We start from the raw sequence: 12,804 nt of genomic DNA, 5'->3' as shown, positions 1-12,804 counted from the left end.
AAACACGTTTTGGAGGAAATTCATCAGATGCATCCTAAAGGCTAAAACCCCGAATTCATAATTGCTGCAAATATCCCAATCACAAGGACCCCCCAACCGAAGATCAGTTCGTTAGACCAACTGTGGTGTTTGTGGTTATTTGGATTATTTTCATCGTAGTATACGGTTATTTCTTGCCCAACCTGATGCCAATTTGGATCCGATCCACTAATGCCGGAATACGAACGACCTGAGACAAAGAACTCGAACTCAATTCGTTCCTTGTTGTAGTCCAGTTTCACCACTTTGCCCTTTGTCTTCGTCCAGGTGCGACGAGCTCTCACGTGCGCAATAAGCACGCCAAGCCCTGCAGCGGCAAATATCAATCCTATGACAAGCTCTGGGTTTGGCTCAAAATACAAATGGGCGGCGACCGCTGCAGCAAGTGCAGCAGTTACCAGAAGATAGGGTGTCTTGAGCAATTATTTGGTCCCAATATTCGAATGGTGTAGCGCTTGAACTCATATCTCTGAATTGAACTCAACCAAGCGTAGAGTTCAAGTCTGCCAGAGCCTCGTCCTCATTCGCGCAACCGCATTGTGCTTTGCGAAACCCTATTTCACAAACTCCGCACCCTCGGCCGCCGATACGCCCCCGCAGGCCCCACCACCAGTTCATGCAATGCCCAAACCAGCGCGTCGACCCGGTCGGGCGATCCCTGCCCCTCAAACCCGCGCGCGGTCAACTGACACATCTGCTCCTCCAGCGCGTTCAACCCGGCGACATGCGACACTCGCCCCTGTTCGTACAAGGCCGCTACAGGCTCCGCCCGCGCTACCTTGCCGCGTGACGCCCGCACCGCGCGATAAGGCACCAGAGGGTCCACCTGCCGCACAACCTCTTCCACCAGCTGCCCGCCCTGATTGACCTCGGCCACCAACCGCTCGGCGCCGAACTCATCCATCGCATCAATCGCCGCCTGCGCCCAGCCCGCCGGGCCAACGCCCTGCACCGTCCGGTCGGCCAGCACATAAGCCCGCCACTCTTCGGGCGGCCCCTGTAGCTGAGCACCCACGACCACAATCCCGCAGGCATCCGCATCCGCCCCCGCCGTCACCGCCGGGTCCAGCGCCACCACGATACGGTCCAGCTCGGGCACTTGCGCACACCGCGCCGCCTCCAGCATCGATCCGGTCCACAAAGCCCCCTCAGCATCCGACAGCAGCACTCCATCCAGCTCCTGCCGTCCCAGCCGCGTGCCCGCATACCGCGCGCGCACCTCTGCCAAGAATGAATCCGCCAGATTGGCCCGGTTTGCCTCGGTCGGTGCGTGGGTTTCAACAGTGGACGGAGACGCCAGCAACTCCTTCAATGCTTTCACATTGCGCGGTGTGGTCGTCACGCAGACCCGGGGCCGATCCCCCAGCCGCAAGGCAAATTGCAGCATGTCCCATGTCTCGCCCGCCTTCTTCCACTTGGCCAGCTCATCCACCCAGGCCGCATCGAACTGCGGGCCCCGCAACCCTTCGGGATCATGCGCCGAAAACGCCTGCGCCTCGGCTCCGTTGGGCCAGACCAGTTTGCGCTCGGACGCCTTCCACACAGGCCGACGATCCGGCGGCGAGCATTGCAATATCCCGCTATCGCCAAAGATCATCACATCGCGCACCTGATCAAAGGTCTCACCGACCAAAGCCACACGACATGCCTCCCCCTTATCCAACGGCTTCGACCCTTCGACCATTGACCGAACCCACTCGGCCCCGGCGCGGGTCTTTCCCGCACCACGCCCGCCCATGATCACCCAGGACCGCCAATCACCAGCAGGCGGCAATTGATGCGGCAGTGCCCAGAATTCAAAAAGGAAAGGGAGGGCGCACAGCCCCCCCTCCCCGATCTCACTCAGAAATCTGTTCTGCACCGCAACAGGCGCGGAGGCGAGCCAACCTGCACGCGACTTCAAACCGAGCTCGGTCAAGATCGAGCGCGTACCCTCCTTGGGCAATTCCGGCTTGTCTGTGATGTTGTTCGACAAAGCTTGTCTCCACTTTCTGACAACTTCGGATCAGCCCCTCTAACTGCCCGAGTTGCTTGGCTGAACCAGCAAGATCTGCATCCTCCCCGGCTCCGATCTGTTTGCGCAGTTCTTCCGCTGCTTGCCGCAGATCTCGAATGGACCTCTCAAGCGACTGCAACAAGTCAGCCGTCTGGGAAATCCGCTCTTCCGGGGTAATCAAAGTCATGTTTGCCTGCGACCTCATGCGTGAGTTTTCTCCGCACGAGAGAAGCGAAAAACGGCCACCGGGTCGCCCCGGGCCGTCGCCCGCCTCTTCTAGCATGACATAACCAATACGGAATTACGTACGTAATGTCAATAAGTTACGCAACACGAGCGCAACGCAGGGCGACCGCTGTGTTGAGTATTCCTTTACCTGATGCTCTCAGCCCTGGCCTGTCAAATCCTGCGCCAACATCAGCGCATTCCTGTCCGGATCATAGAACGTGGCCGTGCTGACCATCCCCTCAATCGTTTCCGTTTCACCGTCAAATTCCACTCCAGCCGCCTCCAACTTTCTGCGCGCATCCACGATATCCGCGACTTCGAAGACAGGCACGCAGTTCCCCGGAGAGGCTTCGGCCTGTTCGCCCAGCCCCAAAGTGACTCCGTCGACATTCGTCCGCATTTCGCTCCACCCCGCTTCATCAATGTGGTGGATAAGCTCAAACCCGAGATTGACGGCATACCAATCTGCGCTGGCATGTCGATCCTGCACGGACATCGCAAGTGTGATAGTGTTTTTCAATGAAACGAGAGGCATAAGGCTTCCTTTTGCTCAAAAATATAGCTACTGTACTTTATGGACATCAATACACTTGTCAAGCTGACATCTCGGGCTTGGTCACTGAACATTCTTGCCCTGCTGCATGCCAAAGTTCCGGGCCGACAAGCCCCGCTTTTGGCCGCAACCAACGCAAGCCGAACGGCCTTTGCAACCAGCCTTGCTCATCTTATTGATCTAGGAATGATCGAAAGAAATCCCGGTCACGGGCATCCTCTACGTTCAGAATTTCGACTGACGCCAACCGGAATCAAAGCCGCGTCAGTCGCCAGCAAGATAATTATTACCGCCCGAACTGAGGATGAAACCAGACTTCTGCGAAAAACATGGACTGTGCCAGTTCTGGCGCTGGCAGGCACCCCTCATCGTTTCTCGGCAATCAAATCGGGCCTCACGATCATTACAGATCGGGCGCTGTCCTCATCCCTTCACCAGCTGGAAGAACGAAACTGGATCCGGCGCAACATTGACACTGCCGAGAGGATGCCATTTCCAACCTATCAGGCCGTGAATGCTGGAAAAGAGATCAGCAGGGCTGTTGGCTTGCCACTGTGATCACCTACTGCCTAGTGCCTTTTTCAACCCGGAAGATCACCCGAGTTTTTAACCGCGCTTGACATTCCACCACCGAACCCTCATGTGCCTACCATCACAGCGCTGTAGCGTGAGCCCGAGCGGACCTGGTCCGCCCCACAGCGCCAGTTTATCATTCCAGTTCCCCATCACGCAGGGTTCTTGACGCGACGGCCGGATGGCGCAGGATGCGCCTGCTCGTTCCGAGGTCTCGCACAACCCCTGCCGGTCGCCCACGAGCGACCCTTCATGACCTGTCCGCGGGCCAACGCTCCGGGCTGTAAAGGATAGTTATTTGTTCGACTTTGATATGCTGGGCCTTGCCCCGGCACTGAACGAGGCACTTAAACGCGCCAATTTCACTCAACCCACACCGATCCAGAACCAGGCGATTCCGCTTGCTCTGAATGGTCACGACATTCTGGGACTGGCTCAAACCGGCACCGGCAAGACACTGGCTTTTGGCCTGCCTCTGATCGATCACCTTCTGGCCCAGTCTGGTAAGCCAGATCCGAAAACCTCCAAGGCGCTGATCCTGGCGCCCACCCGCGAACTCGTGAACCAGATCGCCGACAGCCTCCGTACCCTGACGAAGGGCACCAAGCTGCGCGTGGCCACCGTTGTAGGCGGCCAGTCGATCAATAAACAGATAATGTTTCTCTCTCGTGGCACTGATATTCTGGTCGCCACACCGGGTCGCCTGATAGACTTGATGGAACGTGGTGCAGTAAATCTCGGAGCGGTACGCCATCTGGTGCTGGACGAAGCTGACCAGATGCTCGACCTTGGCTTTATCCATGCACTACGCAAAATCGCGCCGGCACTGGGCACTCCACGCCAAACCATGCTGTTTTCGGCCACCATGCCGAAGCAGATGGAAGAACTCAGCCGGGCCTACCTGACCAACCCGCAGCGGGTGCAGGTCTCGCCTCCGGGCAAAGCGGCGGACAAGATTACGCAGTCGTTGCACTTCGTTTCCAAACCCGGAAAACCAATCAAGCTGCGTGAAATCCTGTCGAAAGATGTGGATGCCCTAACACTGGTCTTTACCCGCACCAAACATGGTGCAGAACGGCTGATGAAGGGCCTTGTAGCTGACGGCTATAACGCCGCATCCATCCACGGCAACAAAAGCCAGGGTCAGCGCGATCGCGCGATCAAGGCCTTCCGCGCGGGTGAAATCAACATTCTGGTGGCCACCGACGTTGCGGCCCGAGGCATCGACATCCCGGGCGTCGCCTACGTGATCAACTTTGACCTGCCCGAGGTGCCTGACAACTACGTCCATCGTATCGGGCGCACCGCCCGAGCTGGGCGCGAGGGCGAAGCCATCGCCTTCTGCTCCCCGGAAGAAGTTGATCTGCTGCGTCAGATTCAAAAGCTGATGAAGATCGAGATCCCAGTTGCCAGTGGCTCGATGCCCGAAGCTGTGCAACCTGAAAAACCGGCGCGCCGCCCGAACAACCGCCGCCGGGGGTTCAAACCCAAACCCGCCAACGGGGAAGGAAAACCCGCAGCAAACAAACGGCGTCGCCCACGCGGCAAACGCCCTGCGGCGTAAGGTCGGCCTGCACAATAAAAGGCCAACGCCGGGTCACAAGCCGGCGTTGGCGTAACACTAAGAACGAAACCAGTTTCGTTCCGGTTAATTTCCCGAGTTCCGCTCTGCTTCAATCTCGCGCCATTTGGCGACATTGCGATTGTGTTCCTGCAAAGTCTCGGCAAACGCATGGCCGCCCGTACCATCGGCAACGAAGAACACGAAGTCCGTGTCATCCGGCGCAACAGCAGCTTCAAGGCTGGCCAAGCCCGGATTGGCAATCGGCGTCGGCGGCAAGCCGTCGATCTGGTAGGTGTTCCATGGCGTTGGCTTGTTCAGCTCGCTGCGACGCAGCCCGCGGCCCAACGTGCCTTGCCCTTTGGTAACGCCATAGATGACGGTCGGGTCCGTCTGCAGCCGCATCCCCTGTTTCAGCCGGTTCACAAAAACGCTGGCCACTTGCCCGCGCTCTTGCGGAACTCCGGTTTCCTTTTCGATGATCGACGCAAGGATCAGCATTTCTTCGGGACTTTCCAGCGGCAACTCGTCCTGGCGGCTTTCCCAAACGGCGTTGATCCGCAATTGTTGCGTGTCCTGCATCGCCTGCAGAATGTCGTTACGGTCCTGACCAGCCACAACATCGTAACTGTCAGGCGCCAGCATACCCTCAGCAGGTATTTCGCTCACCTCACCTGTCAAAGCGTCAAATGCCTTCAACGCCTCGACCACTTGCCACGAGGTCACACCTTCGGCCAGTGATACGCGGTAACGCGTGTCCGCCTCATTGCGTTTCTCGGTATAGGCCTCAGGCACCTCTTCTCCCGACGGATCAAACGACGCGATTTCGACGAAATCCAGGGTCGCAGGGTTCAACTCGCGAACACGGGTCTGAGCACGCGTCACACCGATACGATACTCAATCTCAGACCCACAGGTGCTGGCACCGCTGCTGGTGATCTCGTCGATGATCTGCTCCATCGACGCACCTTCCCGTACCAGAAAGCTACCGGCTTTCAACTGCTGCGCCCGATCCGTGTAGTCAGCGGCCATCCGAAAGATCGTGGCACTGCTGATGGCGCCCTGCTCTTCCAGCTGCTGACTGACACGCGTCATGTTCGATCCGCTTCTGACCTGAAGGCAGATTGCGGTTTCAAGCGGGCCCTCGGCCTTGTACTGGCTCTGCCCCCAAAGGATCAGCCCGCCCATCATGAACAGGCCGACCACCAGAATGGTCAGCGCGTTCGAAGCAATGGCCCGCCACATTTAGCTGGCCTTTCCGAAGATCACGCTGGCATTGGTGCCGCCAAACCCGAACGAGTTCGACAGGGCCACATTGATCTCACGCTCACGTTTTGCGTTCGGAGCCAAATCGATCGGGGTCTCCACTGCTGGATTGTCCAGATTGATTGTCGGCGGGGCTACCTGATCACGGATCGCCAAAATCGAGAAGATCGCCTCGATCGCGCCCGCAGCACCCAGCAAGTGACCGGTTGCCGACTTGGTCGAGCTCATGGTCGCATTCCCGGCATGATCCCCCAGCAAACGCTCAACCGCGCCCAGCTCGATCGTATCTGCCATGGTCGAGGTGCCATGCGCGTTGATATAGTCCAGATCTTTTGGCTCCAGCCCCGCACTGCGCAGCGCCGCCCGCATCGAGCGTTCAGCCCCGTCGCCATCTTCTGAAGGCGCGGTGATGTGATAAGCGTCACCCGACATACCATAGCCCAGCACCTCAGCGTAAATCTTCGCACCGCGGGCCTTGGCGTGCTCATAGTCTTCCAGAATGACGATGCCTGCACCTTCGCCCATGACGAACCCGTCACGGTCCACGTCATAAGGGCGGCTGGCCGCCTTGGGGTTATCGGCATATTTGGTCGACAACGCCTTGCAAGCGTTGAACCCGGCGATGCCGATCTCGCAGATGCAGCCTTCGCCGCCACCTGCGACCATAACGTCTGCGTCACCTGCACGGATGATACGGCTGGCGTCGCCGATAGCATGGGCACCGGTGGAACACGCCGTCACGACCGAATGGTTGGGTCCCTTGAAGCCATGACGGATCGACACCTGACCTGACGCCAGGTTGATCAGAGCACCTGGAATAAAGAACGGCGACACCCGGCGCGGGCCCTTGTCACGGATCAGATTGGCGGTGTTGGCGATCGAGCCCAAACCACCGATGCCTGAACCGATCAGAACACCTGTTCGCAGGCGGTCCTCTTCATCTTCGGGCAACCAGTTCGCATCCTTGCAGGCCATTTCTGCGGCCGCGATGGAATACAGGATGAAGTCTTCAATTTTGCGCTGCTCTTTCGGCGGCATCCAGTCATCAGGATTGAACGTTCCGTTGGTACCATCCCCGCGCGGCACCTCACAGGCGTAGGTCGTGGTGACGCCACTGCCTTCCGCATCAAAATGCGTGATAGGACCAGCGCCGGACTCTCCGTCCAACAGCCGCGACCAGGTTTCCTCGACCCCGCTGGCCAAAGGAGTGACCAATCCAAGACCGGTAACAACGACTCTGCGCATGAAGTGCCTCTTGCCTGCTTCCTGTTATGAGAACCGCTCTTACCCCGGCCCGGGGTGCGGGGGCAAGAGCAACGGCGACTTCAAGGAGGCTTCCCGCCGCCTATCACCCGAAACTATACTGTTTTCAACGATTGGAAGAGGTGCCCGCCCTTTCACGCGTCCTGCTGAAAGGGCGGAGCGGTTTATTGGAACTGTGCCACCGGCTCATGTGCCGATTTTGCCATTTCCAGAGCATCCGTCAGGTCAAGTGTCTTGTGAAACAATGCACGCCCTACGATCGCACCCGAGATATTGGGAATATACGCCAGCCGCGAGATATCGTCTGCAGTGCGCACAACCCCGCTTGCGATCACCGGAGTGCGCGAATGTCCGGCAAGCCCCGAGATCAAACCAAGCTGAGCCTCGACGTCATCCATGTCGCTGTCGATATCCGTCACTACGATGGCGGCAAACGGCGCATCTTCGAACGCGTCGATAAACGCTTCGGGCGTGAATGCGCTTTGGCTGCGCCAGCCATCCGTCATCACAAAACCTTGCCAGACATCAACCGATAGCACGATTTGATCCGGGTAAAGCTTGGCCAGTTCCTTGACCAGATTCGGCTCGCGCGCTGCCAGCGTGCCGATCACGACACGACCGACCCCTTTGTCGATCCAGCGTTCCACCTGTTCACGTGTCCGCATACCACCCGCCAACTGAACCGGAATTTCGGCCGCTCGGATAATCTCTTCAATCAATTCGACGTTGGTATCTTTGCCCTCAATCGCGTCGAAATCGGTCAGGTGCATCCATTCGGCACCCGCCTCGGCCCAGCTTCGCGCTGTCTCAACCGGGTTTACATGCCAAATCATAGCGTTGTCCAAACGACCTTTGTCCAACGTGACACACCGGCCGTTCTGCAGTTCCATAGTGGGGTATATCCTCATGAGCTCGGTCCTCCGCTCAATCGCTCTGAAAATCCTCGGCAGCATACACTTGGAACGCCCTCCCAATATTACCGGGATCGGCACAGTTTGGCCATTTTGCGGCATACTGTTGAAGTGGCGGATTTACGCGAACGCAGGTGGGCCGTTGCGCCTTAACAAGTGCACCGGGGTTTCATTATACACCCCTTCACGCATCAATACATAGCCCAGCTTTTTGGCAAGCTTCTGCGACGAGGAATTCGACGCGTTCACCATCGCGACCAAAGGCCCGGGAATCACCCGGTCAAACCAGTCATGAGCAGCCTTCGCCGCCTCATATCCCAAGCCCTGCCCCTGTACCTCAGGGGCCAGAACCCAGCCTGCCTCGGGAAAGCCGTCGAAATCCTCTCCCATCCGACGGTTTCCGTAAAAGAAACCGGCCTGTCCAATCAGCTTTCGATTCGACTGCTGAAGCACACCCCATTGACCAAATCCGGCCATCTGCCAATGTCCGGCGTTGCGCAAAAATGAATCCCACGCCTCGCCACGTGAACGGGGTGAGCCGCCGATGTGCTGGACAACGCACGGGTCCCGCCAGATCTCGGCGAACCGGTCAAAGTCCTCCGGGCGCATGGCACACAGTGTCAAACGCGCGGTATTTATCATGGGAGTGGATCTTATCATGCCCTGTCCACTTTGAATTTTGCCTCAATGGAAACAGTGCGTATCCGAATATAAACGCGCAAGCATGAATTTTGAGCGGGCACAAAAAAACGGCGCCTCCGTTGCCCGGAAGCGCCGCTTTTAATCAGAAGGAAACGCTTAGGACGCTTCGCTGATGAACTTGACCGCGTCGCCGAAGGTCTGGATGGTTTCGGCTGCATCATCGGGGATTTCGATGCCGAACTCTTCTTCGAAGGCCATGACCAGTTCAACGGTGTCCAGGCTGTCTGCGCCCAGATCATCGATGAAGGACGCGTTTTCCGCGACTTTATCTTCTTCAACACCCAGGTGCTCAACAACGATCTTCTTAACGCGATCTGCGACGTCGCTCATGTCTATTCCTCATTCCTTTACAGGGCGGTCTGCCCGATTCTGCCCTTGCCCGCACGGGTTGGCTTTGATTTGCCCGTTTCGGGCGGTTTGGGTCCCGGCGAACCGGGAAGTCGAAGGCCGACCTGAACAACCGGCCCCGCATAGATGCGCCGCCTATAGCATAGTCGACGCTAGAGGCAAACGCTTTCGCGCCGCCCCTGTGGCGATCACAACATGGCCATACCGCCGTTCACATGCAAGGTGCTTCCAGTAACATAGCCGGCTTCTGGACTGGCAAGATACAGAACCGCCGCCGCAATTTCTTCGGGATCACCCATGCGACCCGCCGGAACCTTCAACAGCAGACCCTTTTTCTGTTCCTCGGTCAGCTTCTCGGTCATTGCCGTCGTGATAAAACCCGGCGCCACGGCGTTAACCGTAATTCCGCGGGTTGCAACTTCGTGCGCCAAGGCCTTGGAAAAACCAATCATTCCGGCTTTTGACGCCGCATAGTTCGCCTGACCCGGATTACCGATTACGGCCACCACGGACGAGACATTCACGATCCGACCCCAGCGTGACTTCATCATGCCCCGGATCACACCTTTGCACAGTTTCATCGTCGAGGTCATGTTCACGTCTATCACGCTCTGCCATTCCTCATCGGACATGCGCATGAACAGGTTATCGCGCGTGATACCAGCGTTGTTCACAAGGATGTCCACCGATCCCATTGCTTCGATCGCTTGCTTTGGCAACGCCTCAACGGCTTCCGGATCGCTCAGATTGCACGGCAACACATGCGCGCGTTCGCCCAGTTCGTCTGCCAGAGCCTGCAGAGGTTCGACCCGTGTACCGGACAATCCAACCGCTGCGCCAGCACCATGCAACGCGCGTGCAATATCGCCTCCGATGCCGCCCGAAGCACCAGTGATCAGCGCATTCTTACCTTTCAAATCAAACATTCGGTTTTCCTCTTGGTGCGCCGGCCACGACGCGTTTTGAGCTTACGATTCGGCCTGAATGGCCCTTTGAACATCTTCCGGGGTGCCGACAGCCTTGCCTGAAATGGCACGATCGATCTTGCGGATCATGCCGGACAGCGCTTTGCCAGCACCGATTTCCCATGTCTCAGTCACGCCTTGCGCCGCCATGAACTGCACGCTTTCACGCCAGCGAACCGAACCCGTCACCTGTTCAACCAACAACTGGCGGATCAGATCCGGATCACTGACTGCTTGGGCGCGTACATTGGCCACCAAAGGTACCGAGGGCACCTTTACTTCGACGGCAGCAAGCGCTTCCGCCATGACATCTGCCGCAGGCTGCATCAGCGCGCAGTGAAATGGGGCACTTACAGGCAACATAACGGCACGTTTTGCGCCTTTCTCTTTGGCAATCTCGGCGGCACGCTCGACAGCAGCCTTGGAACCGGACACAACGACCTGAGTTGGATCGTTGTCATTGGCAGCCTGACAGACCTCTCCCTGCGCGGCTTCTTCTGCTACGGCGCGTACCGCCTCCAGATCCAATCCAAGAATGGCCGCCATTGCACCCTCGCCTACGGGTACGGCACTTTGCATCGCCTGACCACGGGTGCGCAACAGGCGCGCGGTGTCCGCGATCGACAAAGCCCCTGCAGCTGCAAGAGCCGAGTATTCGCCCAAAGAATGGCCCGCCACAAAAGTCGCCTTATTGACCGAAACACCTTCGGTTTCCAGCGCTCGCATCGCCGCCATGGATGTTGCCATAAGAGCCGGCTGAGCATTCTGAGTCAGCGTCAAATCGGCGATGTCGCCTTCCCAGATTACGCTGCTCAGCTTTTCTCCCAGTGCCTCGTCCACCTCATCGAAGACGGCCTGTGCCGCCGGATAGGCATCGGCCAGTGCTTTGCCCATACCGATGGTCTGGGCGCCCTGCCCCGGAAAAACGAACGCGAGTGTCATTGCAACCTCATGGATGATGTCAGGTTGCGGCGGGGTGTAAACTGACTGATCGTCTGGCACAAGCACTGCCTGTGTTCTGCATTCTGGCACCTTGGCTGTGCACAAGCGCTTACTTGTGCCGACCTCCGATAACCTTAACTTGGGCGCAGCACAGAATCCCGGAGCGTTGCACCCATGGCCTCGACCAATTCCTTCTCAAGCTACGGAAGTGTCGCAAAGACGTTTCACTGGCTCACCGCGTTGCTGATCTTCACGGCCCTGCCGCTCGGCTGGATCGCGGACAACCTGGCCTACGCCGTATTGCATGCCCCCACAGCCCCAAGCGAGGCCGAAATCGCACGCGCGGCGCGCATATTCTCATTGCACAAAACCGTTGGCGTCACCGTGTTCTTCGTTGCTTTGGCTCGGATAGTATGGGCCTTCACGCAAACCAAGCCCGGCCTGTTGAATGCCGACAACAAGCCCGAGGCTTTCGCCGCCGAAACTGTCCACTGGCTTCTCTATGGGTCACTGGTGCTTGTGCCACTCACCGGTTGGGTGCACCACGCCGCAACCGAAGGGTTTGCTCCAATCCTCTGGCCCTTCGGCCAAAATCTGCCTTTTGTACCGAAATCAACCATTGTGGCCGAGGTGACAGGCGTTCTGCATTGGCTGTTCATGTGGACGCTCGTCGGCGCGCTGGTCCTGCATGTTGCCGGAGCGTTGAAGCATCACGTCATAGACAAAGACAGCACGTTACGCAGGATGTTGCCGGGTGGGTCTGACGCACCGGAGCCTCCACGGCAGCACCATTCCCTTGTCCCCGCCGTCGCCGCGGTGGCCGTTTGGGCGCTTGCCCTCACCGGCGGCTGGGTCTCTGGCGAGTTTGCACGTGAGGCCGACGATGATGACGCCGATGTCCAACTGGCCGAGGTGCAATCAGACTGGCAGGTTCAGAACGGCACCCTGTCCATTACGATCTCGCAATTGGGCAGCCCTGTCACCGGCTCGTTCTCCGACTGGACGGCCGCAATTGCTTTTGACGAACCCACTGACCCCGGCCCGGCCGGGTCCGCCGAAGTCACGATTGCAATAGGATCTCTCAGCCTCGGAACCGTAACTGAACAGGCCATGGGGGCGGATTTCTTCGACAACGCCCAGTTTCCGACGGCCCAGTTCACAGCTGACCTTTTCAGAACCGAAAGCGGATACGAAGCACGCGGACCGCTGACAATCCGTGACAAGACGATCGATATCACACTCCCCTTTTCGCTGGACCTTCAGGACGGCACCGCGACCATGGCTGGCTCGGTTGACCTGAACCGGTTGGATTTTGACGTAGGCACATCACAGCCCACAGAAGACTCGCTCGGCTTCACCGTAACAGTGACCGTAGAACTCGCTGCGTCTCGCGGACAGTAATGCAAAAAAAACCGCCGGTGATCCTATCACCGGCGGTTTTATTGTTCGTTGTCTTG

General features: G+C 58.1%; 13 protein-coding genes. 3 read left to right on the top strand and 10 right to left on the bottom strand.

Going from position 1 to position 12,804, the window contains the following annotated elements:
* Positions 1-41: 41 nt before the first annotated feature.
* The 3 genes from AC2FLP_RS02220 to AC2FLP_RS02210 all read right to left on the bottom strand — a co-directional run bounded on the left by AC2FLP_RS02220 (position 42) and on the right by AC2FLP_RS02210 (position 2,798).
* Positions 42-461, bottom strand: coding sequence for a DUF3592 domain-containing protein (locus AC2FLP_RS02220; protein ID WP_496681016.1), 420 nt, complete (start codon positions 459-461; stop codon positions 42-44).
* 137 nt (positions 462-598) lie between these two features.
* Positions 599-1,900, bottom strand: coding sequence for a DNA-packaging protein (locus AC2FLP_RS02215; RefSeq protein ID WP_496681620.1), 1,302 nt, complete (start codon positions 1,898-1,900; stop codon positions 599-601).
* Positions 1,901-2,420: 520 nt separating this feature from the next.
* Positions 2,421-2,798, bottom strand: a complete 378-nt coding sequence (locus AC2FLP_RS02210; protein ID WP_117868619.1) for a VOC family protein — start codon at positions 2,796-2,798, stop codon at positions 2,421-2,423.
* Positions 2,799-2,837: 39 nt separating this feature from the next.
* Here AC2FLP_RS02210 and AC2FLP_RS02205 point away from each other — a divergent pair, with 39 nt between their 5' ends.
* Positions 2,838-3,374: a winged helix-turn-helix transcriptional regulator gene (locus AC2FLP_RS02205; protein ID WP_299894043.1), complete on the top strand. Its 537-nt coding sequence runs from the start codon at positions 2,838-2,840 to the stop codon at positions 3,372-3,374.
* A 313-nt stretch (positions 3,375-3,687) separates the two neighbouring features.
* Positions 3,688-4,953 (top strand): DEAD/DEAH box helicase, encoded by a 1,266-nt coding sequence (locus AC2FLP_RS02200; protein ID WP_299894046.1) that lies wholly within the window; start codon positions 3,688-3,690, stop codon positions 4,951-4,953.
* 84 nt (positions 4,954-5,037) lie between these two features.
* On the opposite strand, the gene mltG is transcribed toward AC2FLP_RS02200, so the two are convergent.
* From mltG to fabD, 7 genes are all read right to left on the bottom strand, one after another.
* Positions 5,038-6,195, bottom strand: coding sequence for an endolytic transglycosylase MltG (gene mltG, locus AC2FLP_RS02195; RefSeq protein ID WP_299894049.1), 1,158 nt, complete (start codon positions 6,193-6,195; stop codon positions 5,038-5,040).
* Positions 6,196-7,461, bottom strand: coding sequence for a beta-ketoacyl-ACP synthase II (gene fabF / locus AC2FLP_RS02190; RefSeq protein WP_117868615.1), 1,266 nt, complete (start codon positions 7,459-7,461; stop codon positions 6,196-6,198). It abuts the gene before it with no gap.
* A 182-nt stretch (positions 7,462-7,643) separates the two neighbouring features.
* Positions 7,644-8,387: a 1-(5-phosphoribosyl)-5-[(5-phosphoribosylamino)methylideneamino]imidazole-4-carboxamide isomerase gene (locus AC2FLP_RS02185; RefSeq protein WP_496681023.1), complete on the bottom strand. Its 744-nt coding sequence runs from the start codon at positions 8,385-8,387 to the stop codon at positions 7,644-7,646.
* A gap of 123 nt (positions 8,388-8,510) precedes the next feature.
* A complete protein-coding gene (locus AC2FLP_RS02180) occupies positions 8,511-9,050 on the bottom strand; it encodes a GNAT family N-acetyltransferase (protein ID WP_117868613.1) in 540 nt (179 codons plus the stop codon).
* Positions 9,051-9,188: 138 nt separating this feature from the next.
* Positions 9,189-9,422: an acyl carrier protein gene (locus tag AC2FLP_RS02175; RefSeq protein ID WP_008756330.1), complete on the bottom strand. Its 234-nt coding sequence runs from the start codon at positions 9,420-9,422 to the stop codon at positions 9,189-9,191.
* A 206-nt stretch (positions 9,423-9,628) separates the two neighbouring features.
* Positions 9,629-10,366 (bottom strand): 3-oxoacyl-[acyl-carrier-protein] reductase, encoded by a 738-nt coding sequence (gene fabG / locus AC2FLP_RS02170; RefSeq protein ID WP_117868612.1) that lies wholly within the window; start codon positions 10,364-10,366, stop codon positions 9,629-9,631.
* A 42-nt stretch (positions 10,367-10,408) separates the two neighbouring features.
* Positions 10,409-11,347: an ACP S-malonyltransferase gene (fabD, locus tag AC2FLP_RS02165; protein WP_496681028.1), complete on the bottom strand. Its 939-nt coding sequence runs from the start codon at positions 11,345-11,347 to the stop codon at positions 10,409-10,411.
* Positions 11,348-11,521: 174 nt separating this feature from the next.
* On the opposite strand from fabD, the gene AC2FLP_RS02160 reads away from it, so the two are divergent.
* Positions 11,522-12,748, top strand: coding sequence for a cytochrome b/b6 domain-containing protein (locus tag AC2FLP_RS02160; protein WP_496681030.1), 1,227 nt, complete (start codon positions 11,522-11,524; stop codon positions 12,746-12,748).
* Positions 12,749-12,804: the final 56 nt, after the last annotated feature.

The sequence above is a fragment of the Ruegeria sp. CDSA141 genome, assembly GCF_059612005.1.
This window is presented reverse-complemented; position numbering and strand designations above follow the sequence as displayed.